The organism is Campylobacter showae, from assembly GCF_900573985.1.
Classification (GTDB): domain Bacteria; phylum Campylobacterota; class Campylobacteria; order Campylobacterales; family Campylobacteraceae; genus Campylobacter_A; species Campylobacter_A showae_E.
Window position 1 is genome coordinate 1,130,348 of sequence record NZ_UWOK01000001.1, and the last position, 22,903, is coordinate 1,153,250.

Sequence of the window (22,903 nt, forward strand, 5' to 3'; positions counted from 1 at the left end):
ATGATATCAAAATCAGTCGCGCTAAAGGCGCAGTTTTACGACGTGGACAGTATGAACGTCGTGTGGCACGGCAACTATGTGAAGTATTTCGAGACGGCTAGATGCGCGCTGCTAGAGGAGATAGGCTACGACTACGAGGCGATGAGAGCGGACGGCTACGCCTACCCGATCGTAAAAATCGAGGCGAAATACGTAAAACCCGTATTTTTCGGCGATGAAATCGAGGTTGAGGCGACGCTAAAGGAGTGCGAGTGCTTTTTAAGAATCGGCTACGTCGTAAAAAGCGCCAAAACAGGCGAGACGCTGTGCACGGGCGCGAGCTCGCAGGCGGCCGTGGATATGCGCGCGATGCAGACGTGCTTTGAAATCCCGCAAGAGCTACAAAATGCAATAAAAAGGTATATAAATGAAAAAAATAGCGATAATTTTTAGTTTGGCTGCGAGCCTGATGGGGCTTGATTTTAATGAGATAAAATCTCAAATCAAAACGCAAAACATCAGCGGCGATTTTGCTCAGACGAAGTTTTTGAGCGGTTTTAACGTGGAGTTTAAAAGCTACGGCAAATTTGAACTCAGTCAAAGCGAACTGCTCTACGACACGCTAAGCCCGATCGCGGTGAGCATCGTCATAAACGAGCGCGGTATCTTTCAAAAAAGCGGCAACCAGCTCATAAAAATCGATCAAAATTTTGATAAAAAGCTCTTTTTATCTATCATAAAGCTTGATAAAGACGAGCTTGAGAAGGAATTTATCTTTAAAATCTCGGGCGATAAAAACAACTGGAAAATAGAGCTGACGCCCAAAAATCTACTGCTAAAGCAAATCTTTACGCGAATCTTAGTAGGAGGCGATAAATTCGTCCGCAAGATCGTGTTAAACGAGGTTAGCGGCGATAAAACGGTAAATGATTTTTACAACGTAAAATGAAAAAATCCGCGCATTTTTTTATCTTTTTAGCGACGTTTTTAGCCGCACTCGCCGTTTGTATCACGAACACTAAAAAGATAAACGCGGATATTTTTTCTCTCGTAAATTTTGAAAACTCCTCCGAGCAAACCGCGCTAAAATCGATGCTCGATAGCGCTTCAAACGAGTTTTTGCTGGCTTCAAATTCGCCTGAGTTTTTAGAAAAAAGCGAAAATTTAGCCGAACAAAGCGGAGTTTTTGAAGAGTACCGCGCAAAGCAGGACGTAAATTTAACCTCCTATCTAACTCAGCTAAATGCCCTAAAGATCGCGCTTTTAAACGAGCAAACCTATGAACTTTTAGTAAAAGACAAAAACGAGTTTTTCAAACAAAGCGCGCAAAATTTATTTAATCAATTCGCTTTTAAGCCGCTTAACGCGAAAGATGATTTTTTTGCCTTAAGCTCGCATATGAGCCTAGAGAGCTCAAAAATCAGCCTAAATTTGTCAAATTTGATGCTGGAAGCCGCGCATGAGGGCGGTAAATTTTACCTCGTAAAAGCGCGCCTAAAGCCCAGCTACGAGCCGCGAAATTTGATCAAATTTTATGAAAGCGTACGCGAGCTCGCGGCTGGGGACGCAGTGCTGGTTTACGCTAGCTGCGGCGCGCTATACGGAGCCTACGGAAAAGCGGGCGGCGACAAGGAAAGCGCCGTTATGAGCGCGGTTTCGCTTAGTTTTTGCGCGATTTTTTTGCTGCTCGCATTTAAAAATTTGCGCATTTTTTGCGTCATTTTCGTCGCAATTTTTGGCTTTGCGTGCGGACTTGCGGTTTCGCTTTTGATCTACGAGAGCCTTAGCGTCATGGTCGTGGTTATCGGAACGAGCCTCGTGGGCCTTATGTTTGATTTTGCGCTGCACTGGCTGGGTAAAAATCAAAACGCGCCCGTGGCGGCTGAGAGCGTGCGCCCGATGCTTAAAATTTTCTTGCTCGGACTTTGCATCACGATGAGCGGATACGGCGTTTTTGCCTTTTCATCGCTTGAGCTACTGCGTCAAACTGCGATATTTTCGCTATTTACGCTGCTTGGGGCGTTTTTATTTACATATTTTTGCCTGCCTTTTGTTTTTGAGGGCGCGACGTTTTCCCAAAGCGCCGTGTTTTCGAGATTTTTTGATAAATTTGCGAGACTTTGCGAGCGCGCGGCGGGAGCGATAAATTTAAAAATTTTACTTGCCGCGTTTGCGCTTTGCGCGGGAATTTTGGCTCTAAATTTTAAAAGCCTAAGCGCGCCAGAGCAGATCAAGGACTATGCAAACTCGCCCGCGCAGCTACTGGAGCAGTCTAAAAAGATCAGCGAGATAACGGGCGCCGCGCCGCAAAACTCCATCATCGTGCTAAAGGGCGGCAGTGATATAGCCAGCGATGAAAAGAGGCTAATGCGCGAGCTAAAGCAGGCAAATCTCGTCAAAGACTATGCCTCGATTTCTAAATTTATCCTAAGTCTGGCCGAGCAGGAAAATGTAAAAAATATCTTTAAAGAAGCCGCGCAGGAAGAGGAAATATTTAAAATTTACGCTCAGTTTGGCTTGCCTAGCGAGCTGGTAAAATCCGAGCTAGAAAAGATCGCAAACGCGCAAACTATCGGCGTTAGCGAGATTTTAGAATTTGACGCGGCAAAAAATTTAACTCGATTTTTACCGAGCAAAAACAGCAGTGCGGTATACGCCGAGGGGCTAGAGAGCAGCGCGAAAACGGATGAAATTTTAAAATCAAACGGCGCATTTAGCGTGGATTTCGTCGGCGCGCTAAATCAAAATTTGACTGAGGCTAAGGCCTGGGCCGCGGTGCTAAAGGGCGGCGCGTTTTTGGTTGCATTTGTGCTTTTGTGGGCGTTTTTTGGAGCGGCGCGCTCGCTTTTGGTTATGAGCGTCATCGCGCTTGGCGTGCTGGTCGTGCTTTGCGGCTTTACGGCGCTCGGCGTTCACGTAAATATTTTTGCGATTTTCGGGCTTATCTTGGCAAGCGCGGTCGGGATCGATTATCTTATCTTTGCGCTAAACGAGGACTTATCGCGGCGAGAGCGCGTATTTGGGATATTTGCCGCGTTTATCACGAGCTTTATCTCGTTTTTTGCGCTTAGTTTTAGCCAGACGCCCGCAGTTAGCATTTTTGGACTAGCCGTTAGCCTTTGCGTCGCTTTTTACGGGCTTGCCGCCTGCATGCTTGCGATGAAAAATTTGGCTTAAATTTAGCAAAAAGAGGTATAATCGCGAGCTTACGCAGCGCGAAATTTGACCCACACGGGCGCGCTAAATTTAATAAAACGGAAAGAAAATGCTAAAAATAAACGGCAAAGACGGGGGCGAGTTTATCGGCAAAACCGTAGCGCAGCTGCTCGCCGCAAAGGGACTAAAGCCTGAGCGCATCGCAGTCGAGCTAAACGGCGAAATCTTGCCCAAGGATAAATTTGATACGGTGCTACGAGACGGCGACTCGGCCGAGATAGTGCATTTTGTAGGCGGAGGCTGAGATGAAAAATGACGAAAAAGACGATATTTTAGAACTTGGCGGGCATAAATTTAGCTCGCGTTTTATCCTGGGATCGGGTAAATTTTCGCTACCTCTTTTGGAGGCCGCGGTGCACGAGGCGGGCGCGCAGATCGTGACGCTGGCGCTTCGGCGCGTGAACGAGGGCGGGGTAGAAAATATCTTAGATTTTATCCCAAAGGGCGTGACGCTGCTACCAAACACCTCAGGCGCTAGAAATGCCGATGAGTGCGTGCGTATCGCAAAGCTAGCGCGCGAGGCCGGCTGCGGCGACCTCGTGAAGGTTGAGGTTATCAGAGACAGCAAATACCTGCTGCCCGACAACTACGAGACGATAAAAGCGACCGAAAAGCTCGCAAACATGGGCTTTGTCGTGATGCCCTATATGTATCCCGACCTAAACGTCGCGCGCGATCTAGCCTCGGCGGGGGCTGCGTGCGTGATGCCGCTTGGCGCTCCGATCGGGACGAACAAAGGCCTTTGTACGCGCGAATTTATAAAAATTTTGCTCGCCGAGATAGACCTGCCCGTGATCGTAGATGCGGGTATCGGCACTCCCGCGCAAGCGTGCGAAGCAATGCAGATGGGCTGCGCGGCCGTGATGGCAAACACCGCTATCGCGACTGCCGGCGACGTAAAAACTATGGCGCGGGCATTTGCGCTGGCGATACAGGCGGGCAGGCTGGCGTATCTATCCGGGCTTGGTGGTGTGAGCGAAAGCGCGCGGGCATCGAGTCCGCTGACGGGATTTTTGGAGTAAATTTGGCTTTAAATTTGACGGCATGAAAAACGGCGTCAAATTTGATGCGGGCGAGGATAAAATTCACCTCGTTAAATCCTGCGAATTTTAAATTTGACGATTTCGCGCGGTTTTAAATTTAGCGCCGAAAAGGCGCGGGTCTAGGCGCGTAAAATTTGCCGCCTCGCGCCCTAAAAACGATCAAATTTAACGCTCGAAATTTAGATAAAAAACGGAGAAATATTTGAAAAATATAGACGTGATGGAGTATGCTGGCGGCGCGCAGCGCATAGATGAAGCGCTGATGCGGCGGGTGCTAGCGGCGCGCGAAGACTACGACTATGCGAAATTTGACGCCGGTGACGTTAGGCGCGCTCTAAACGAGGAAAATCTAGGCGCAGAGGGACTAAAAGCGCTTCTAAGCCCTGCTGCGGGCGCATTTTTAGGCGAGATGGCGGAAGCGGCGCGAGATAGGACGCGCAGGCAGTTTGGCAACTCGGTGCAGTTTTTTACGCCGCTTTATATCTCAAATTTTTGCGATAGCGACTGCGTTTACTGCGGCTTTAGCTCGCGAAATAAGATCTCGCGCGTGCGGCTAAAGGCGGACGAGGCGGCGACAGAGCTAGCAAATATCGCAAAAAGCGGGCTAAAAGACGTGCTGATCCTAACCGGCGAAAGCGCGAAAAAAAGCGACCTGGGCTATATCGGTGAGGTTTGCAAAGAGGCGTCTAGGCTTTTTAGCAACGTCGGAATCGAGATCTATCCGCTAAATGCCGACGAATACGCGTTTTTACACGGTTGCGGCGCGGACTACGTCGTGGTTTTTCAAGAAACTTACGACCCGGCGGCGTATGCGAGATTTCACCTAGGCGGCGTCAAGCGCTCGTTTGCCTACCGCTTCCACGCCCAGGAGCGCGCTCTCATGGGCGGCATGCGCAGCGTCGGATTTGCCGCGCTTTTGGGCCTTGACGACTTTAGAAAGGACGCTCTAGCCACCGCGCTGCACGCGCATTTTATACAGCAAAAGTATCCGCACGCCGAGATCGCGCTATCTTGCCCGCGCCTGCGCCCCGCGATAAACAAGGCTCACGTCGGCCCGCGAGATGTTGACGAGAGGGCGCTGTTTCAGGTCATCTGCGCGTACCGCCTCTTTTTGCCCTACGCAAATATTACGATCTCCACGCGCGAGCTGGCCAGGTTTCGTGACGGCGTCATCGCAGTCGCCGCGAACAAAATCTCAGCCGGCGTTAGCACGGGCGTTGGGACGCACTCGGATAAGGCCAAAAAGGGCGACGAGCAGTTTGAGATCAGCGACGCGCGCTCGGTTGAGGAGATATTGGGCGCGGTGCGTGGGCTAAATTTGCAGCCCGTGATGAGCGAGCATATTTACGTTTAGGGCGGCGGTTTTTGCGGGCGTAAAATTTGGCTCTTGAGGTAAATGGCGATGGAATTTGACAAATTTGAGCTCGTTTGGGTGACGAATCGCCGCTTGAGCGAGGATTTTTTCGCTGATGTTAGGTGGGTAGCGCAAAGCGGCAAGGCGGATAAAATTTTGCTCAGGGAGAGCGATCTGTCCGAGGATGAATACGAAAATTTAGCCCGAAAAACGCTTGAGATCATCGCTGAGTGTGGCTCTGGTGCGCGGCTTATTTTGCACACTTACGCAAACGTCGCGAGCAAACTAGGCGTCTGTGAGCTACACCTTCCCTTTACTAAATTTGCGGCGTTAAGTGGCGAGTCGGCTATAAATTTGAGAGATTTGGCTAAATTTGACGGCGCACGCTCGGACAAAGAGAGAGGCGGCGACATTTGCGGGTCAAATTTAACGCAAAAACTTAAAATCGGCGTTTCGGTCCACTCTTTAGAGCAGGCTTCATCGGCGCAGGAACTAGGCGCTGATTACGTCGTGGCGGGACATATTTTTGATACGCCTTCTCACGCGCTAGAGCGAGGCAGGGGGCTTAAATTTTTACGGGAGATTTGCGAGAAATTAAGCATAAAAACCTACGCTATCGGTGGGATAAATTTTGAAAATCTAAGCGAGATCAAGGATGCGGGCGTAGCCGGAGCGTATATGATGCGGGGATTTTTGAGTTAATTTTTTAATTTTGATTAATACTACTTTAATAACAAATTTTATACTATAGTCATTATCTAAAATAACTGATAATAGGAATAAAAATGAATACTTTAAAAATCGTTATTTTTCTTATCTTTGCTCTATTTTTGGTTGGATGTAGCGGCAAATATGAAGTCACGCCACAAAAGCTAGATGATATCAAGGCTACGGCTAAAATCGTCAATCTAAGTACAAATAAAACGATGGATTTTGACGGCTTTATTGTCGAAGTGTTAGATGCTGATATTTTACTGGTAGGCGAGCTACACGATGACTTTGACCACCATTTGGCCGAAATTTTACTCATCAAAGCGCTTTCAAAAAATAAAAACATAGACGTCGCTTTTGAGATGCTTGGAGGCGATAAGCAAAAATATGCGGATGGCCTGGATAAAAAAACTCGTTCGGGTGAATTGATTAAAGCTATAAAATGGAATGATAAAATGTGGGAGTTAAGGCATTACAAAGGAGTGTTAGAAACAGCATTTTATAGCGCTAACATCAAGTGCGCAAATTTAAGCGAAGACGAAATAAAGCTGATATTTGCCGGTGCCCAGCCTATATCGGGTAAATTTTCCGCATCCAAAAGCGTTCAAGAAGCTATCGTGAAAATCGTCGGTAGAGTGCACGGAGGCGTAAATAAGCAAGATATACAGAAGCTTGTCCAGGCTCAGCAGTACAAAGATCGTAGGATGGCTGACGTCGTAAATAAATCTGCAAATTTCGCTTTGCTTATAGCTGGGAGGTATCACGTCCAAAAGGACATAGGGGTGCCGCTTCATCTTATGGATTTTAAAACGAAAAAGAAATTTAAAACTTTGTTTTTAGGCTTTGATGGCGACGATACGAGTGCTAAAGAGGTTGATTATCTATGGAAATTTAAATAAAGGTACGAGATGGCTAAAATTTTAGTGATTATTTTTTCTTTTTGTTTGTTGTTTGGTGAAAATAACGTAAGCGAATTTGAAAAATCAAGCGATAGCCAAGTAGCGTTTGATGTAAATTCATCTCAAACTGGCTTGAAATTTGGCGCGGAACAAAATTTGACCGACATCGCCTCAAATTCTCAGGCGCCGAGCATAGATTTGTCATTTATTTCGCTTTTTAAGAACGCACATATAGTCGTAAAGATTGTTATATGCGTTTTGATTTTATTTTCCGTCATTACGTGGACGATTTTTATCGTCAAATTTATCCAGTTTAAGCTGGCATTTCGTAGACTCAAATTTGACGAAAACACTGTAAAAGATGCGTCTGATTGGCGGGTTTTAAAGTTAAAGAAAAAGAGTTTTGCAGTGGATTTTATAAGAGAACTTGAGGATGAGAGCAAAAAAAGCGTCAAATTTGACGAAAATATGAAATCGCGAGTAAAACAAAGGCTTGATCTTAAAAAATCGTCGCTCGCGAACGTGATGAGAGGGTGGGTTGGAGTGCTCGCTAGCATCGGCTCGTCTGCACCTTTTGTCGGGCTTTTTGGGACGGTTTGGGGCATAATGAACAGCTTTGTGGGTATAGCAAACAGCAACAACGCCAGCCTAAGCGTGGTGGCTCCTGGTATTGCAGAGGCGCTTTTTGCCACAGCTCTTGGACTCGTAGCCGCGATACCAGCAGTTTTGGTTTATAACTATCTGGTGCGGTGTAGCGTTAAATTTAATGCTCATTTAGGGCTGCTTAGTTCTCAAATTTATTTGATATTTGATAGACTGGCTGCGGAAAATGAATAGCGAAGAAGAGCTAAGCGAGATAAACGTAACGCCTTTTATCGACGTTATGCTAGTACTTTTGATTATATTTATGGTAGTTACGCCCATAGTAACCAGTTCTGTGAAAGTCGAGCTGCCAAAATCTGTTGCCAAACAAAAAGAGGATGTAAATAAGCCTATAATCTTAAGCATAAACGATAAATTCGAAATTTATTTGGGCAGTCAAGCCGTTTTAGCGGAGAATATCGCGCAGGCGCTGGATATAAAAAGCGGACGCAACTATGAGGCGATAGTGTATTTTCACGTCGATAAAAGCGTGCCTTATGAGATTTTGATCAATGCCGTCGAGCGAGTGAAGATAGCCGGATATACCAAAATAGCCTTTTCGACAAAGGTTGTAAACTGATGAAAATTCCACGTCTTGCTTGGGTATTTGCTTTTATTCTTGCTTCAGCGTTGCATGCGGCGCTTTTTGTTTTTATCGCAAATAGCGGCAAGGCTATAAATTTGGAGCAGAATTTCGGTGGCTTTGATTATCCGATAAAAAACGACCAAATCGAGTCGATTATGATAATTTCAGATCTGTCGATAGGCGATTTCAAAGAGATCGCCGTAAATTCTCAAAAATCCTCCGCACCGCAACCTGAAGAAACAGAGGCCAAAGAAGAGGAAAAGCCAGAGGTAGCCTCGTTAGAGGAGATAAAATCTCAAATCGAAGTCGTAAAAAAACAGGAAACGCCAAAAAAAATAAAACCTAAAATAAAACCGAAGAAAATAGTAAAAAAACCAGTAAAAATCGCCAAGGAAACAAACAAAAAAAGCAATGAAGACACACAAAAAGTTTCAAATTTGGACTCGGATATAAACTCCGTAGCCAAGGATAACGTAGCTTCGGCGCCCGTTAGCGGTAGCGGAACTAGGATAGTCGGCAGTTTTGCAGGTTCCGGCGCAGATAAAAAAAGTTGGCAAGGTATGGTTGTGTCCCACTTAAACAAGCACAAAAAATACCCGAGCGACGCTCTTCTAAGTGGATTTGAAGGTGTCGTTTACGTAAAAGTAAAAATAGCAGCTAACGGCGAAGTGCTAAGCGTTTTATTGACTAAAGGGAGCAAATTTGAGATTTTAAACAACGAAGCGACGGAGCTTTTTAGCCGCGCTTCACCCCTGCCGTCACCTCCTAGTGAAATGATGGGCTCAGATCACGATCTGACGTTAAATTTTCCAATCGAATTTAATATAAAAAAATATAAAGCCTCAAAAAAATAAATTTATCTATCGTGCCATAGTTTAAAAAGAGTTAAATAAAGATAACCGGTATAAGTAAAAATTTATATATGCGGTGATACAATTCTTAAATGATAAGATAATGATTTTGATACGGCTTACCATATAGTCATAGAAGTTATCGACGCTTTCAAATTTAAGCCGCCTGACGTCCGCGTATAAAAAATAATCTAGAAGGAAGCATTATGAATAGTTTTAAATTTAACATAGCTTGCATATTGGCTATTTGTTTAGCGAGCGCTGACGCAAAAGACGTCGATTTTAGTACCTTGGAAGTCTCGGCTACTGAGGTCAAAAATAGCGAAAAGGCGTTTTCGACGCCTGGAGCCGTTAGTTCGCGAGAGGATATTAGAAGCGAAAATCAAAGTATAGACTCCGTAGTCAGAAGCTTGCCAGGCAGCTACACGCAAATAGACCAATCCCAGGGCAGCGTGTCCGTAAATATCCGCGGGCTTACAGGGCTTGGGCGCGTAAACACGATGATAGATGGAGTTACACAGACTTATTACGGTACGTCGAGCGATACGGGTGGGGTTCATAACTTTACCGGCAACATTGGCACTTCAGCCTTTGGAGCACTCATAGATCAAAATTTCCTAGTAGGTATAGACATCGAGAGAGGAAGTTTTAGCGGTGCTCAAAACGGACTTATGGGAAGTGCGAATTTTAGAACCATAGGCATAAATGACGTTATAACTGACGACCACATTTTTGGCTTTTTAGGTAGATATAGCTATGGCTCAAACGGCGTGGGGCCAAGCTATATGGGTAGTGTCGCGGCAAAAAAAGAATTTGACGGCGGACAAAGCCTGGGCGTACTTTTTGGATATAGCGGTAAAAAAATCTCGCAAGACTATAAGATAGGCGGCGGTGGCAAAATAAAAGACAATGATAAAGACATCGACGGAGACGGCATGCCTGATTTGCCTACGGCGTTAGATACCGATTCGCTGGAGCAGCGTCCTAAAAGCTATCTTTTTAAGCTGGAATACGATAGTGAGATAAACAAAGCTATTTTGACATACAGGAGGTATAGCAATTATCTAGCTAAAAGAGATATAACCAGCGACAACTATCAGCTTGATTATCGTTTTGATCCGTATTCTGACCTGATCGATATAAATTTGCTCTTATCTTATAATAAAATCAGACAAATTTACGATAAAAAAGCAAGACTGGCGTGGGCGGATCTTGAAAAAGGGATGAAATTTAAAAATAGTTCTCTGGTTTTTGATCTTAGCAATACCTTTTTGTTTGATATAACAGATAAGCTTAAATTTAGCTCAAAACTAGGCATAAATGCCCTAAATAACGAATATAAACGCATTACGGGAGACGAGGCGTACTCTACGCTTAGAACGGCGTATCCTATACCAAACGGTAAACAAAAGATATTTAATTATTATTTAGATAATTCGCTTGAGTACGACATTTTTACCTTCGATGCAAATTTAAATCTCGTAAATTGGAAAACGAGCGGTATAAAAGGCAAATGCTTAGCAGGGAATCCTTACTGCTCTCCACAAGAGGCCGGAGACTTTAAAAGAAAAGATACCGATTTAAACTATTCTCTTATGGCTTCAGCCAAGATTGACGAGTTGTTTTCGCCGTTTATCAGCTACGAAAGGACGACTAGGCCGCTAAACGTACAGGAACTTTTTTCTTCCGGCTCTGTTTATGAAGATATAAACACCGGGCTAAAACCAGAAACGGCAAAAACCTATCAGATCGGCTTTAATAGCCACAAGCACGGTATTTTTTCAGACGATGACGTTTTTGGGCTTAAAGCTGTTTACTATAACACTAAAATAAAAAATTTTATCTACGACAGGATAATCGGCTACACAAATGCTGGCGGCGACGTTACGATGTTTTTGGCTAGATTAAATGACAAAGCCACCTTAAAAGGCTTTGAGCTTGAGTTTTTATACGATATGGACGTATTTTACGCCAAAGCCTCATACACTCGTCAAAAATCCTCCTATCAGCCCTCAGATAGTTTTGCGCTAGACTGGACGAACGGACCTGCTAGTGGAACTACACAGTTTAGCGAACTGCCGAAATATTACGCTACGATAGACGTTGGAACTAGGCTTTTTAATGAAAAGTTAGTTATTGGTTCTATAGCCAAAATTACTGGTAAGGCAAAAAGGATAAATCCTAAATTTAACTGGGGTGCTTTTGACGAAAATGATCCGAGATTTAAGATTATCAATACGCAAGAACTGCCAAAAATCCCGACTATTTTCGATTTTTACCTCACCTTCGAGCCGATTAAAAATTTAACCTTTAAATTTGAAGTGCAAAACATATTCGACAAAAACTACATGGATGCGCTTTATACTTATAACTCATCTTACTCAAGCGACGTATTTAACGACGATATCACTATCTTTAACAATGCTGCCAGGGGTAGGACGATACTGGGAAGTTTTGAGTATAGATATTAAATTTAACGACCGAGTCGCCGCGATAAAAGCGGCGCTCTTGGTTTCTGCTCTAAAATTGACCTACATAATCTTTTTTTGCTAAATTTGACTGCATATAAATTTAAGCCTATTTTGCTACTATTTCAGACGAAATTTAGCTCAAAATGGAGAATACGTGAAAAAATTGATCTTTGTTACGGTGCTTTGGGCGTTTAGTTTTAGCCTCATCGGCGAGTTTTTGGCGGGGCGAGTGGATAGCTACTTCGCCGCATTTTCGCGCGTAGCGCTAGCGCTTGGCGTATTTTTGCCCTTTATGATTAAGGATTTTATCGTGCAAAATCTCGCCCTCTACGCCAAAGTAGCCGCGATCGGCGCGATTCAGATCGGCGCGATGTATATCTTTTACTACAACTCGTTTGCCTACCTTAGCGTCGCCGAGGTCGCGCTCTTTACGATATTTACGCCGTTTTACGTGAGCGTGGTTTACGATGTGCTCGCAGGTAGGCTTAGGCTGCTGTATCTGTTTAGCGTTGGCACGGCGGTTTTAGGCGCGCTCATCATCAAGTACGGTAACGTAAATAGCGGCTTTTGGCACGGATTTTTGCTCGTGCAGGGGGCAAATTTATGCTTTGGCGTCGGACAGAGTGCGTATAAATTTTTGCTAGAAAAGCGCGATTTTAACGAGCAAAGAGGGGTTTTTGGCTACTTTTTCGTAGGGGCCGCGGCGGTTACGGGCATAGCCTTTGCTATGTTTGGCAATCCTGAAAAAATCAACCTCGACCTCACGCAAGGCGCAGTACTGCTTTGGCTAGGCATCGGAGCTAGCGGTCTAGGATACTTTTTATGGAACAAAGGCGCATGCGAGGTAGATAGCGGCACTCTAGCTATCATGAATAACGCTCTCATACCTGCGGCCATCATCGTAAATTTAGTATTTTGGCACAAAGACGCGGACATACTAAGACTCTGCCTAGGCGGTACTGTGATTTATATCTCGCTACTCATTCACAACAAAATCATCGCACACTATGAGCGAGCAAGCGTAGAGGCAAAATAGCTAAATTTGAAGCCAAATTTAGCTAAAATTTAAAACTAGCGGCGAGATAAAACATTGCCGCTTTGGGTTGGCTTGCGGTAAGTATTTTAAGATTGAGTTTTAAAGTATTAATATACATAGCGCTTTATTTATTTTGGCTAAACTTATATGCTTATGTTTGAGCAGTAGTTTAGTGGCCTATTTTACCACGCGATAAAATGAGATCACCTATACAAGGAAACCTTTGTGGAAGGGGGTAGAAAATAAGAAAGTTTGAGATAGCTATACGTTAAACTCAAGCGCAAATTTGACGCGCCAAAGAGTCCGTCAAATTTGCAAATTATACTATCTCTAAAACCGCGGTAATGTCGGCCATGCCTTGCGTGTACATCGCTGACGTAACGAGTGCGTCCGCGCCGGCGCTAGCAAATTCTCGGACGTTTTTTAGATTTATCCCGCCGCTTGCGACTAGGGCTGCGTTTGGAGCGATTTTATCTCGCAAGTCTACTGCTCGCTTTACCGCTTCTAGCGTAAATTTATCGCACTGCACGACGTCGGTGCCCGCTCTTAAAAGCGCTTCGCAGTCGTCTAAATTTTCGCATTCGGCGGCGATTTTACGTTCGGGAGCTTTTGCTTTAAAGGTTGAAATTTGAGCCAAAAACTCATCATACGAATCGTAAGCCTTGATGTGATTTTTAAAAAACAGCACGCTATCGCTCAAATTTAGTCTATGTATGCCGCAGCCGCCCTCAAGCACGGCTTTTAGGCAAAATTTCTTAGCAAACGGGAAACTCTTGCGCGTGGCTAGGATTTCGCATTTTGGATTTACGTTTTTTGCCGCCTCGTTCATCGCTCTTGCGTAGGTGGCGATCTTGCAGGCGTACTCTAGGCAAATTTGCGCTAACTTCCAGGCTTTGTGTACGCCGTCGTAGCTGCCGCTGATTTTTACGATCGGCTCTTTTGCGGCTACGACGGCGGAGTTTGGGACGCAAATTTGTGCCTTGCAGTCTAGCAAACGCGCGACACCCGCCGCTACGTCTACGCAGCTAACCGTCACGTCCTCGCGCGGCAGTATGGTTAAAACGGCGTTTTTACGGATGCCTTGAAGCGAGGTTGTAAGATCAAAGTAGGGCAGGTCTTCGCCGATGTAGGCTAAAATTTCTGCATCACTTATCTTGATCATCGCTTGCTAGCCTTTTTGCCTCGGCGTTTTTCTTATTTGCGTTTACGATCATATTTCTAAAGATGCCGTTTTCGTAAAGCCCCGCGTGATAGAGCGAAAAGCCCACGAATGCGATACCTGCGATCGTATGTAGCTTCTCGCAGCGGCTTTTGTTTCTGCCTTTAAGTCCCAGCGCCGTTAGGCAAACTGTGGCTAGAGTGACGCTCATGCCGATTTTTGCGACTTTTCTATGGGTTTGTAAATTTAAAAGTTGTCCGTTTATGTTCATTTTTTTCTCCAGCAAGTTGTGTTTGCGATGCCTATGCTTTCAGGGTCAAATTCCGGATTTAGCCCCGCTTTTCTTTGCGATTCGTAGTCTTTTAGGGCTTTTATCATGACTTTTGATAGCATAAAGATCGCAGCGATATTTATCGTAGCCATCGCCGCCATCGTGATATCGGCGATATTCCAGGAGATAGTTAGGTTCATCTGCGCTCCGACAAATATCATCGCGACCGCCGTTAGCTTAAAGGCTATGGCGATTTTGTGGTTTTTGGTGAGGTATTTGATATTTGCCTGTGCGTAGTAGTAGTTGCCGATCAGCGACGTGATAGCAAAAAGTACCACCGCAAGCGTCGTAAAGTGTAGCCCTATCTCGCCGAAGTACTCGCGCATAGCAGCCTGAACTAAAGGAAGAGCGGTGAGCGGCTCGCCGCCGGCATCCGTTTGCTTTGTGATATAAGCCTGCGAGAAAAGCACTATCATACCGGAAGCCACGCAGATCGTCATATCTATAAAAACCGCCATCGCCTGCACGAGTCCTTGCTTTACGGGGTGGCTAGTGTGGGCAGCGGCTGCTGCGTTTGGCGCAGAACCCATGCCCGCTTCGTTTGAAAACAGTCCGCGCTTGATACCGTAGACGATCACGCTACCGGCAAATCCGCCGAATATCGCCTTAAAATCAAAGGCGCTTTTTATAATCATATCAAAGACGGACGGGAGCTTGTCTAAATTTAAGCATATCGCGATAAAGGCTAGCAAGATATAAGCAAGCGCCATAAAAGGCACGATATAAGAGCTAACCTTGCCGATGACGTGACTCTTACTAAAAAACATCACCGCCGCAAATGCTGTTAGGATAATACCGATACCCACGGGTAGGCCGCTATCGCTAAAGCTCGTAGCACCCGCGCTTTGGTCGTAGTAAATTTGAAAGGCGGAGGTCATGGTGTAGCTTTGCAGGCCGTTAAATCCGTATGCGTACGTGATGATGAGAATGACGGCAAAAAGACTTGCCATCCACTTGATGCCTAGGCCGTTTTTGATGTAGTATGCCGGGCCGCCCTTAAAGCCGAATACGTCTTTGGTCTTGTAAATTTGAGCTAGCGTACTCTCGGCAAATGCTGAAGCCGCGCCCAAAAACGCCATCAAACACATCCAAAATAGCGCGCCAGGTCCTCCAGCTACGATAGCGGCGGAGATGCCGGCGATATTTCCGATGCCCACGCGCGAGGCGGTGGAGATCATAAGCGCTTGAAAAGGCGTGAGGTGGTGCTTGTTGTATTTGTCCTTTTTCTCGACTAGGACTTTGCACGCCTCGAAAAACATCCTAAACTGCACGAATCTAGTAATATAGCTAAAATAAATACCGGTAAGAACGAGCACGATAACCAAAAAATAGCCGTATAAAAAGTCGTTGGCTAGCGACATCTCGTCGTTCATAAATTTTAAAATTTTATCTATCAACCGTCATTCCTTCAAATTTACTTCGCGCCTATCTTGACGCCTTTCATCGAATTTGCCAGCAGTCCGATCGTCGTGCCGTTGTGTAAAACGGCTGTGGCGATAGGGTTAAAAAGGCCAAACGTAGCGCCCGCTAAGATGAGCGAGTTTATGCCGACGGTGGCGTTAAAATTCGTATTTATCAGCCTCATAGTTTTATTTGCGACGTCTTTTGCAACGGCGACTGAGCCGATGTCGTCTTTTAGTAGGCTGATGTCGGCGGTGGCTTTTGCGATATCGGCGCCCTTTTGCATGCTGATACCTACGTGCGCCTTGGTGAGGCTTGGCGCATCGTTGATACCGTCTCCGACGAAGGCTACTTTTTTACCTTCGGCTTTTAGCTGCTCGATAATGCCTGCTTTATCGGTAGGTAGGCAGTTTGCATAGACTCTATCGATACCTAGCTCGCTTGCTACCTGATCGGCTTTAGATTGCACGTCGCCCGTTAGCATGATTAACTCTTTTACGCCGAGTTTTCGTAGCTTTGCTAGCGTTTGCGCGGCGTTTTCTCGCATGGTGTCGCGCATGGCGATGACGCCTAAGAGCTCCTTGTCGTAGCCTACGTAAAGCAGCGTGAGCCCGCTATCTACTTCGCTTTTTATGATTTCTTCGTGTTTGCTAAATGAAATTTGCTCGTCGTCCTCTAAAAAATGCCGCGAGCCGATCACGACCTCTTTGCCGCCTACGTATGTTTTTACGCCGTGAGCGACGATAAACTCGACCTCGTCGTGGTGAATGTGATGAAAGCCTATCTCTCTAGCGGCCTTTACGATAGCCTCGGCTACCGGGTGGAAGTAGTGCTCCTCTGCGCTTGCGGTCAAATTTAAGAGCTGCGCCTCGGTAAATTCTTTTTTAAACGAGTGAACCTTGACGACGCTTAGGCTGCCGTGCGTTAGCGTGCCCGTTTTATCAAAGACGAAAGTATCGGCGCTCGCTAGCGCTTCGATAGCTTTGGCGCCCTTTATCAGTACGCCGTTGCGGCCGGCTTTTGAGATGCTTGATTTAAATGCTACGGGTGTGGCTAGCTTTAGTGCGCAGGAGTAGTCCGCCTGCAAGACGCTAGCTACGCGCGTCATATCGCGGCTAAGCAGATACGAAACGCCGGCTAGACTTAACGTCACAGGCACTAGTTTGTCGGCTAGCTTCGTGGCCTTTAGTCCGACGGCCGATTTTTCGTTTAGCGAGCTTTGAATGTAGGATTTTATCCTAGCAGTCGCGCTCTCGGCGGCTATGCTCTCGGCCCAGATTTTTATACGTCCGTCCTCGACGACGGTTCCGCTCATCACGCGGTCGCCGCGCTCTTTTTTGACGGGTTCTGCCTCACCCGTCATCGAGACTTGATTTACGCTTGCGGTGCCTTCCACGATGTAGCCGTCGATGCCGATGCTCTCGCCTGTGCCGACGACTACGATGTCGCCTACTTTAATGTCGACGGTCGGGATTTTTTTGAGAGATTTTTTACCGTGATCATTTATCTCGATCCAGACTTCTTCGATGTTTGGGCGGGCTAGCTCTTTGATGAGGTCGTCGCTGCGGTGTACGGCGCTTTCTTCCATGTATTCGCCGATGGTTAGCATGAGATTTGTGCTATTTGCCGCTAAAAAGTCGCGCCTAGCTAAGCTCACGCCCACTGCGGTGGCTTCGAGTACTTTTGAGGTTATGCCTTCGTTTACGGCTTCGCTTGCGCCTTCTTTTAACAGCGGAGCTGCGGCTATCAGACTAGCCATAGCCTTTACGCCGTTGTTATTTATAAGAGGCGTGATGGCTAGAGCCGTTGCCGCCTTATAAATCTCAGCCTTGCTCGGGCTATTTTTGCGCTTGTTAAAATTTGCGATCGGCAAATTTTCGATGAACTCTTTGATCTCGTTTAAATTTGATTCAAAGCCGACGATGATACTTTTTGCTTTTTTGTTTACCCTGACGCTTTTTGCGTACCTAAACTCCGAAATTTGAGCCTCCAAGCGGCTCTCGTCGCAGTCCTCGCCGATGCGTTCGCTGACGAAGCGCACGCGGTTTTTAGTCAGGTGCGCGATGCGAACGTTATTTTTGGGAGTCAATTTCGGCCTTTACGTCTTCAAATCGCTCTTTTAGTTCTTCAAATCCTGCTTGAAGCAAATTTGAACCCTTTGCGATAGCTGAAAATAGCGCTTTTTGCGCGTTTTCGTTTGTTAGCACGTATGCCACGACGCCGCCTATGAGCGCACCTTTTATAAAGCCTGCCGCGTTAAAATTTGCCGGGACAAAGTCTTTTAGCGCGTCGTTTATGCCGCGGTCAAACGCGCTTGGCGCGCCGGTAGTCTTTACCGTAGTCGTCGTAGTCGTCGTGCTGCCGTCGTCGTTTAGCTGATTTACTGTTTGAGTTTGATTGATGTATGGGTTTTTCATTTACTTTCCTCTAAATTTTTGATTAGTTTCTCCGTCGCAACCACGCCTGCGATACCGACGGCAACGGTTGCCGCAGCCGCAAGATAGCGCGCCGAGACTAGTTTGTTTGATGCGCTGATAGCGCACGCCGTGACGATACCGCCTTGGATAGCGATTTTAGTCGTTTTAGCTACGGCCTGCGTCTTGCTGACCTTGCCTTTTTTATAGTTTAGTATTTCTACGCCGCCCGCTGCTATCGCGCCGATTAGCGCGCCGCTTATCATATGATCTACTGGGAGTCTGGTTGTTGATGTTAAATTCATTCTATACCTTTATTATTTTTCTAAATTCGGTTCAAGCGCGTTTGCGATATCTTCGGCTAAAATTTCGGTTTGTGTAGCCGCTTTTGCCGGAGCTTTTTTAGCTCTTGGAGCGCTTTTTTTCTTAGATTTTGTTTTTTCGCTCTCTTTTTCGGCTGCTACTTCGGCGCTCGTGCGTCTTGTACGTTTTTTTGTTTCGGCTTTTTCTTCGCTTGTTTTAGCAAATTTTTTCTCGGCGTACTCTTTTGCTTCGCCTATTTTTTTCTCGGCAAATTCTTTTGCGTTTTCGGCAAATTCTTTGCCTTTATCTAGTCCGGTTTCAATGGTTGATTTGATTTTGTCTTTATTGTTAAAAGCCGCGACGGCTAAACCTCCTAAGATTGCTCCTGCGATAAATGGTAATGCCATTTTTTATCCTTTATGTTGAATTTTATTCTTTATCTTTATTTTTGTCTAAATTTTTACTTAGCATCATACTGGCTAGGCCGCCCAGCGCTAGTCCGCCGAAAAACGAAAAATTCGGATTGTTTAAAAGCGCGATAGCGTCCTCTTTGCTGCCTTGTCCAGAGCCTATGCGCTCTAGCGTTTGACTGATTTGTTTAAAGCCATCCGAATCAAAAGCGTTTAAGATATTTTCGCTCGGATTTTGAGCCGTTTGCACTTGTTCCTCTTGATTGGTGTCACCTGTGCCTTGAAACTGCGCGGCTAAAATTTGAGCCAGTTTTGCTTTGAGAGCCGGAATGTATTCGTTATTTGACGTAGCCCAGAGCCTAAAGCAGACGTCTTTAAAGTTTTCATCGCTCAGGCTGTCGGTCAAATTTTCATAAAATGCGTTTAGCTCAAGCTCGTAGTTTAGGGCTTTTATAAAGCAAGCGTCAAGATCCTCGCACGCTAAAGCGCAAAAAACTTGCGGATCGGCAGGGTCTGCGTAGGATTTTAAAAGCTCCAGTCCGCTTCGTCTAACCGCTAAAATTTGATCAAAAATTTCATCTTTTTTGCAGACGTTTTCGTAAAATTTAACCCCCTGCGACTCTAGTAAAAACACCGCATTTGCGGCTTGCTTTAGCTCCTCGTTCATCTTGCGCCGCCGGTAGCTTTTTGAGCTAGATTGTTGATGAGGGCTGAGATTTCGTGTAAATTTTGGCCTTTTAGCAGATCGTCCCACATCTTTTTCGGGAAAATTTCGTGGTCGTATTCGATCGTTGCGGAGCCGATTAGCTTGTTAAATTTAACGTTTTTTATGCCGTCTATTTGCTTGATCGTTTGATCTATTTTTTCTAACGGTAAGCTGTCCGCTTCTTTTTTGATATCGCTGCTGACGCGGACTCTTAGGCGGCCTGCGACGTGGTGGATCGGCGTAAAATACGAAGCTATGCGTAAGACTAACTCCGATGGTATATGTGGTGCTGCGCTCATGTTTCTCCTTTATTTTTTGGCGTATTATCTATTTGCTACGCTTAAATTTAACTGAAACTTTTTTGCATATCGTTATCAAATCATTTTTGATAAATAGGCGCAAAATAGGCTATTTGTTTTGGCACTTTGGACAAATTCCGTATAAAATCATCGCATGGCCTTCGAGTTTAAAGCCCAAATTTAAACAAATTTGATCTTGTTTTTCTTCTATATATTTATCGAAAAAACTCTCCGCCGCGCCGCATTTTATGCAGATTAGATGGTCGTGATGCGACTTTAAATTTAGCTCGAATTTATTTATCCCGTTCTCTTCAAAGCTTAAAACGAAACCGAAGTCCTGCAAAAAATTTAAAAACTGATAGATCGCCGTGAGGCTCACATTTCGTCTAAATTCGCTCTTGATTTTATTTTGTATTTCGCTCGCGCTAAGGTGCTCGTCGCTGGAAAATAAAATTTTTAAAATTTGCTCTTTTGCCGCGGAATTTTTATATCCGTAATCCCGCAAAAGCTCTAAAAATTTCATATAAAATTTATCAAAAGTGTGCATTTTGCCACCGTTTCAGCCGATTAAAATTACTTTTTATTATAGTAAAAAAAAGCTGATAATGCGATAAATTTAAGACCAATTCTCAAAAAATAGAGATTTTGACTAAGCGGTTATAAAGGTTATTTTGGCATAATTCCGCAAAAAATTTAAAAGGGAAGCCATGACGTATGACGAGCTAGAGCTTGAAGCGGTTTTGCTAGAGGTTTTGGAAAACCGAGGCAATTTTGAATCGCTTGACGATGAAGAGCTTTTCGAACTTATCGAAGAGGTCGCAAAATATACCGACGGAGATTATGAAGAGGCGTTTGAGTATATGACTCAGTTTTCGCCGATTAATAAAAAAAGATTCGTCTCTCTTTATACGGTTTAGCCGCTAGGCCAAACCGTTTTTCTGCTTAATCATTTAAAATATTTATTCAATACTTCCTTTAGCGTTTTTGTATATCTAGAATCTTTTGGAGAGTTGTTGTAGATGTCCTCCATATCGTACATTCTATCGTAGTAATCATACGTAGCCTGCTTGTCGACTACGACTAGAGACGTATTTATGCTAACGCCTGCAAAAAGGCCTCTACTTTTACCTCTAAGCGTAGCCCAGGCCGTAATTTCAGGCAGGTCGCTCATTATGCCAGCTTTTTCGCCGGCGGCTAACACTACGGCATCGGCGCTAAGATCAATTTGACCTTTGCCGTTTATTAGTCCTGCGTACGACCTTCTTGATTTAAAAAGCACAACAAGGTCGGTTGATTTATAGCCGCCTTGCAGGCCTATGCCGCCGCCTTTAAAATTTATAAATATCGGACTGCTCCATTCATTTTCATCATTTCTGCCGACGAATATACCGTCTCCAGTATGAGTCGTCACCACTAGACCGCCGCTAACTACCTCAGGGATAACCATGATGCCTCTTATTTCGCTGGTATCCTTTAAATTTAGCAGTTTTCTAGAGCCTAGATCATTTAAGATATCAAATGAAGTTCGTACTTTTTGATTTTGCGTAAAATCCGCATAAGCAAGCTGACCGAGCAAAAGCGCGCAAGCGGCAAGCTTTAAAAATCTTTTCATTTTCGTTTCCTTTTTCGTAAAATTCACCCGCTATTATAGTATTTTTTTATTAAATTTAAAAATTATTCGTTAAATTTACGTAAAGGATATAAATGAAAAAAATTATTTTAGCCGTTTTGATTTGTTTAAATTTGAGCGCAAAAGTGCAGGGCAGCGCGCCGAGCGAAACTCAGTCTATCGTAAACGGTGACGTGGAGATAGTGCAAGTTGAGGCAAAATTTGCCGGAAATTTAAGCATCGACGGCAAGAAAAAGCGCTGGCTTAGCGTGCCTGGCGATGAAAATCTAAAATTTGCCGTCGTTTCCGCGGGATACCGCCAAAAGGGCGAAATAAAGCTAATAAATGGGGTTAAAAGCGGCGATGAGACGATAGTTTTTAAGATCGTAGAGGGCGAATACAAAAAAGAAAAAATAACTGTCGAAGGCAGCAAGGTGACGCCTCCAAAAGAGGTGCTAAAGCGCATCGAGGAGGAGCGCGAGGAGGCGAATAAAATCTATGCCACAGCTAATGCCGGGCTAAAATTTATCTCTAAATTTATCCTACCGATGAGCTCGGCGGTCACAAGTCCGTTCGGCACTGCGCGCGTGTTTAACGGCACTTTAAAAAGCTACCACGGCGGCACGGACTTTAGGGCAGCGGTCGGCACGTCCGTGATCGCGGCAAACGACGGCGTAGTCGCCATCGCAAAAGATCGATACTACGCGGGCGGATCTGTGGTTATAGATCACGGCGAGGGCATTTACACGCAGTACTATCATCTAAGCGCGCTAAACGTCAAAGTCGGACAAAGCGTCAAAAAAGGCGATATCATCGCGCTTAGCGGCGCTAGCGGACGAGTGAGCGGGCCGCACCTACACTTTGGCGTGATCGCCGGCGGCGTGCAGGTAAATCCGCTAAATTTCGTCAAAAAAATCAACGAAATTTTAAATTAACATTTTTTTCACGACTTTTCTTTAAACTTCGCTCATCTTTTTAAAGGAGAGAAAATGAAAAAAGTAGTTTTGATTAGTATGTTGGTTGCGGGCGGGCTTTTTGCCGCGTCGCTTGAAAATAGCACGAACGACGAGCTTTATAAAATGGTCGCAAACGCCGATGCAAAGACGCTTAGCGAGGTAGCGTTTGAGATAGACAAACGCGCGGGCAAACTAAGATACGAGGCAAAAGAGGCTAAGCGCGGGCTAAAAGCCGAGATGGTAAAGAAAATGGATGCCATGAGCGTCGCCGATAGGCAAAATTTCATGCAGGATTTTCGAAAAAACTACAATGACAAGGTTGGCTTGCTAAGCGTGGCGGAGGCTAAAAGGCTTGATATCGAGCTAAAAGATCACGATAACGACGATGATTTTCACAAGAAATTTAAGCATGATTTTAAGGGCGGATTTATAAAAGATAAAGACGGCAAAGGCTCTCATATGCCGCGCAGTAAAGAGTAAATTCGGCCTTTTTTAGGCTTTTCGGGGCGGATTTTCGTTTAAATTTG

The 22,903-nt window shown here is 45.1% G+C and carries 27 protein-coding genes; 16 read left to right on the top strand and 11 right to left on the bottom strand.

The window, feature by feature from the left end; translation table 11 throughout:
• From EE116_RS05675 to EE116_RS05735, 13 genes are all read left to right on the top strand, one after another.
• Positions 1–432, top strand: a complete 432-nt coding sequence (locus EE116_RS05675) for an acyl-CoA thioesterase (protein ID WP_122873605.1) — start codon at positions 1–3, stop codon at positions 430–432.
• Complete coding sequence (locus tag EE116_RS05680; protein WP_122873606.1) at positions 407–928, top strand: LolA family protein; 522 nt, start codon at positions 407–409, stop codon at positions 926–928. Before EE116_RS05675 ends, EE116_RS05680 begins: the two co-directional genes overlap by 26 nt.
• Entirely contained in the window at positions 925–3,156 is a 2,232-nt protein-coding gene (locus EE116_RS05685) for an MMPL family transporter (RefSeq protein WP_122873607.1), read from the top strand. Before EE116_RS05680 ends, EE116_RS05685 begins: the two co-directional genes overlap by 4 nt.
• An 88-nt stretch (positions 3,157–3,244) precedes the next feature.
• Positions 3,245–3,439 carry a sulfur carrier protein ThiS gene (thiS, locus tag EE116_RS05690; RefSeq protein WP_122873608.1) on the top strand — a complete coding sequence of 65 codons (195 nt, stop codon included), beginning with the start codon at positions 3,245–3,247 and terminating at the stop codon, positions 3,437–3,439.
• Position 3,440: 1 nt separating this feature from the next.
• Positions 3,441–4,217 (top strand): thiazole synthase, encoded by a 777-nt coding sequence (locus EE116_RS05695; RefSeq protein WP_122873609.1) that lies wholly within the window; start codon positions 3,441–3,443, stop codon positions 4,215–4,217.
• Between the two features lie 241 nt (positions 4,218–4,458).
• Positions 4,459–5,592: a 2-iminoacetate synthase ThiH gene (gene thiH, locus EE116_RS05700; protein WP_241091691.1), complete on the top strand. Its 1,134-nt coding sequence runs from the start codon at positions 4,459–4,461 to the stop codon at positions 5,590–5,592.
• A 48-nt stretch (positions 5,593–5,640) separates the two neighbouring features.
• The gene (locus tag EE116_RS05705; RefSeq protein ID WP_122873611.1) at positions 5,641–6,294 is read left to right on the top strand and encodes a thiamine phosphate synthase; all 654 of its coding nucleotides are present in this window, start codon (positions 5,641–5,643) and stop codon (positions 6,292–6,294) included.
• 83 nt (positions 6,295–6,377) lie between these two features.
• Entirely contained in the window at positions 6,378–7,202 is an 825-nt protein-coding gene (locus EE116_RS05710; RefSeq protein ID WP_122873612.1) for a ChaN family lipoprotein, read from the top strand.
• Between the two features lie 9 nt (positions 7,203–7,211).
• Entirely contained in the window at positions 7,212–8,039 is an 828-nt protein-coding gene (locus EE116_RS05715; protein ID WP_122873613.1) for a MotA/TolQ/ExbB proton channel family protein, read from the top strand.
• On the top strand, positions 8,032–8,424 hold the full coding sequence (locus tag EE116_RS05720; protein ID WP_002950784.1) for a biopolymer transporter ExbD: 393 nt from the start codon (positions 8,032–8,034) through the stop codon (positions 8,422–8,424). Before EE116_RS05715 ends, EE116_RS05720 begins: the two co-directional genes overlap by 8 nt.
• Positions 8,424–9,284 (top strand): energy transducer TonB, encoded by an 861-nt coding sequence (locus EE116_RS05725; protein ID WP_122873614.1) that lies wholly within the window; start codon positions 8,424–8,426, stop codon positions 9,282–9,284. The genes EE116_RS05720 and EE116_RS05725 overlap by 1 nt, the downstream gene beginning before the upstream one ends.
• Positions 9,285–9,487: 203 nt before the next feature.
• Positions 9,488–11,752 (top strand): TonB-dependent receptor domain-containing protein, encoded by a 2,265-nt coding sequence (locus EE116_RS05730; protein ID WP_122873615.1) that lies wholly within the window; start codon positions 9,488–9,490, stop codon positions 11,750–11,752.
• 154 nt (positions 11,753–11,906) lie between these two features.
• Entirely contained in the window at positions 11,907–12,788 is an 882-nt protein-coding gene (locus tag EE116_RS05735; RefSeq protein ID WP_122873616.1) for an EamA/DMT transporter family protein, read from the top strand.
• A gap of 319 nt (positions 12,789–13,107) precedes the next feature.
• On the opposite strand, the gene modD is transcribed toward EE116_RS05735, so the two are convergent.
• The 10 genes from modD to EE116_RS05785 form a co-directional block, all read right to left on the bottom strand.
• Positions 13,108–13,950, bottom strand: a complete 843-nt coding sequence (gene modD / locus EE116_RS05740) for a ModD protein (protein ID WP_122873617.1) — start codon at positions 13,948–13,950, stop codon at positions 13,108–13,110.
• Complete coding sequence (locus EE116_RS05745) at positions 13,934–14,218, bottom strand: helicase (protein ID WP_122873618.1); 285 nt, start codon at positions 14,216–14,218, stop codon at positions 13,934–13,936. The genes modD and EE116_RS05745 overlap by 17 nt, the downstream gene beginning before the upstream one ends.
• Entirely contained in the window at positions 14,215–15,651 is a 1,437-nt protein-coding gene (locus EE116_RS05750) for an alanine/glycine:cation symporter family protein (protein WP_241091692.1), read from the bottom strand. Before EE116_RS05750 ends, EE116_RS05745 begins: the two co-directional genes overlap by 4 nt.
• Before the next feature lie 41 nt (positions 15,652–15,692).
• Positions 15,693–17,768 (bottom strand): heavy metal translocating P-type ATPase, encoded by a 2,076-nt coding sequence (locus EE116_RS05755; protein WP_122873620.1) that lies wholly within the window; start codon positions 17,766–17,768, stop codon positions 15,693–15,695.
• Complete coding sequence (locus EE116_RS05760; protein WP_002946910.1) at positions 17,752–18,096, bottom strand: hypothetical protein; 345 nt, start codon at positions 18,094–18,096, stop codon at positions 17,752–17,754. The genes EE116_RS05755 and EE116_RS05760 overlap by 17 nt, the downstream gene beginning before the upstream one ends.
• Entirely contained in the window at positions 18,093–18,398 is a 306-nt protein-coding gene (locus tag EE116_RS05765; RefSeq protein WP_231679322.1) for a magnetosome protein MamC family protein, read from the bottom strand. Before EE116_RS05765 ends, EE116_RS05760 begins: the two co-directional genes overlap by 4 nt.
• Before the next feature lie 12 nt (positions 18,399–18,410).
• Complete coding sequence (locus tag EE116_RS05770; protein ID WP_122873621.1) at positions 18,411–18,803, bottom strand: hypothetical protein; 393 nt, start codon at positions 18,801–18,803, stop codon at positions 18,411–18,413.
• Between the two features lie 22 nt (positions 18,804–18,825).
• Positions 18,826–19,473: an aminotransferase gene (locus EE116_RS05775; protein ID WP_122873622.1), complete on the bottom strand. Its 648-nt coding sequence runs from the start codon at positions 19,471–19,473 to the stop codon at positions 18,826–18,828.
• Positions 19,470–19,811: an HMA2 domain-containing protein gene (locus EE116_RS05780; protein WP_002946902.1), complete on the bottom strand. Its 342-nt coding sequence runs from the start codon at positions 19,809–19,811 to the stop codon at positions 19,470–19,472. Before EE116_RS05780 ends, EE116_RS05775 begins: the two co-directional genes overlap by 4 nt.
• Positions 19,812–19,920: 109 nt before the next feature.
• Positions 19,921–20,358 (bottom strand): Fur family transcriptional regulator, encoded by a 438-nt coding sequence (locus tag EE116_RS05785; protein ID WP_122873623.1) that lies wholly within the window; start codon positions 20,356–20,358, stop codon positions 19,921–19,923.
• Between the two features lie 160 nt (positions 20,359–20,518).
• Between EE116_RS05785 and EE116_RS05790 the strand changes: the two genes are divergently transcribed.
• Positions 20,519–20,728, top strand: a complete 210-nt coding sequence (locus EE116_RS05790) for a hypothetical protein (RefSeq protein WP_002945385.1) — start codon at positions 20,519–20,521, stop codon at positions 20,726–20,728.
• 29 nt (positions 20,729–20,757) lie between these two features.
• Here EE116_RS05790 and EE116_RS05795 read toward each other — a convergent pair whose 3' ends face one another.
• On the bottom strand, positions 20,758–21,423 hold the full coding sequence (locus EE116_RS05795; RefSeq protein WP_122873624.1) for a lipid-binding SYLF domain-containing protein: 666 nt from the start codon (positions 21,421–21,423) through the stop codon (positions 20,758–20,760).
• Positions 21,424–21,515: 92 nt separating this feature from the next.
• Between EE116_RS05795 and pgp3 the strand changes: the two genes are divergently transcribed.
• Both pgp3 and EE116_RS05805 read left to right on the top strand, forming a co-directional pair.
• Positions 21,516–22,355, top strand: a complete 840-nt coding sequence (gene pgp3 / locus EE116_RS05800) for a peptidoglycan metallopeptidase Pgp3 (protein ID WP_122873625.1) — start codon at positions 21,516–21,518, stop codon at positions 22,353–22,355.
• Positions 22,356–22,409: 54 nt separating this feature from the next.
• Positions 22,410–22,856, top strand: coding sequence for a DUF1104 domain-containing protein (locus EE116_RS05805; RefSeq protein ID WP_122873626.1), 447 nt, complete (start codon positions 22,410–22,412; stop codon positions 22,854–22,856).
• Positions 22,857–22,903: the final 47 nt, after the last annotated feature.

Bases quoted from the DNA above. Each gene is read 5' to 3' on its own strand.
- EE116_RS05675 (WP_122873605.1), top strand. From the start codon at position 1: ATGATATCAAAATCAGTCGCGCTAAAGGCGCAGTTTTACGACGTGGAC.
- EE116_RS05680 (WP_122873606.1), top strand. From the start codon at position 407: ATGAAAAAAATAGCGATAATTTTTAGTTTGGCTGCGAGCCTGATGGGG.
- EE116_RS05685 (WP_122873607.1), top strand. From the start codon at position 925: ATGAAAAAATCCGCGCATTTTTTTATCTTTTTAGCGACGTTTTTAGCC.
- thiS (WP_122873608.1), top strand. From the start codon at position 3,245: ATGCTAAAAATAAACGGCAAAGACGGGGGCGAGTTTATCGGCAAAACC.
- EE116_RS05695 (WP_122873609.1), top strand. From the start codon at position 3,441: ATGAAAAATGACGAAAAAGACGATATTTTAGAACTTGGCGGGCATAAA.
- thiH (WP_241091691.1), top strand. From the start codon at position 4,459: ATGGAGTATGCTGGCGGCGCGCAGCGCATAGATGAAGCGCTGATGCGG.
- EE116_RS05705 (WP_122873611.1), top strand. From the start codon at position 5,641: ATGGAATTTGACAAATTTGAGCTCGTTTGGGTGACGAATCGCCGCTTG.
- EE116_RS05710 (WP_122873612.1), top strand. From the start codon at position 6,378: ATGAATACTTTAAAAATCGTTATTTTTCTTATCTTTGCTCTATTTTTG.
- EE116_RS05715 (WP_122873613.1), top strand. From the start codon at position 7,212: ATGGCTAAAATTTTAGTGATTATTTTTTCTTTTTGTTTGTTGTTTGGT.
- EE116_RS05720 (WP_002950784.1), top strand. From the start codon at position 8,032: ATGAATAGCGAAGAAGAGCTAAGCGAGATAAACGTAACGCCTTTTATC.
- EE116_RS05725 (WP_122873614.1), top strand. From the start codon at position 8,424: ATGAAAATTCCACGTCTTGCTTGGGTATTTGCTTTTATTCTTGCTTCA.
- EE116_RS05730 (WP_122873615.1), top strand. From the start codon at position 9,488: ATGAATAGTTTTAAATTTAACATAGCTTGCATATTGGCTATTTGTTTA.
- modD (WP_122873617.1), bottom strand. From the start codon at position 13,950: ATGATCAAGATAAGTGATGCAGAAATTTTAGCCTACATCGGCGAAGAC.
- EE116_RS05745 (WP_122873618.1), bottom strand. From the start codon at position 14,218: ATGAACATAAACGGACAACTTTTAAATTTACAAACCCATAGAAAAGTC.
- EE116_RS05750 (WP_241091692.1), bottom strand. From the start codon at position 15,651: ATGAACGACGAGATGTCGCTAGCCAACGACTTTTTATACGGCTATTTT.
- EE116_RS05760 (WP_002946910.1), bottom strand. From the start codon at position 18,096: ATGAAAAACCCATACATCAATCAAACTCAAACAGTAAATCAGCTAAAC.
- EE116_RS05765 (WP_231679322.1), bottom strand. From the start codon at position 18,398: ATGAATTTAACATCAACAACCAGACTCCCAGTAGATCATATGATAAGC.
- EE116_RS05770 (WP_122873621.1), bottom strand. From the start codon at position 18,803: ATGGCATTACCATTTATCGCAGGAGCAATCTTAGGAGGTTTAGCCGTC.
- EE116_RS05775 (WP_122873622.1), bottom strand. From the start codon at position 19,473: ATGAACGAGGAGCTAAAGCAAGCCGCAAATGCGGTGTTTTTACTAGAG.
- EE116_RS05780 (WP_002946902.1), bottom strand. From the start codon at position 19,811: ATGAGCGCAGCACCACATATACCATCGGAGTTAGTCTTACGCATAGCT.
- EE116_RS05785 (WP_122873623.1), bottom strand. From the start codon at position 20,358: ATGCACACTTTTGATAAATTTTATATGAAATTTTTAGAGCTTTTGCGG.
- EE116_RS05790 (WP_002945385.1), top strand. From the start codon at position 20,519: ATGACGTATGACGAGCTAGAGCTTGAAGCGGTTTTGCTAGAGGTTTTG.
- EE116_RS05795 (WP_122873624.1), bottom strand. From the start codon at position 21,423: ATGAAAAGATTTTTAAAGCTTGCCGCTTGCGCGCTTTTGCTCGGTCAG.
- pgp3 (WP_122873625.1), top strand. From the start codon at position 21,516: ATGAAAAAAATTATTTTAGCCGTTTTGATTTGTTTAAATTTGAGCGCA.
- EE116_RS05805 (WP_122873626.1), top strand. From the start codon at position 22,410: ATGAAAAAAGTAGTTTTGATTAGTATGTTGGTTGCGGGCGGGCTTTTT.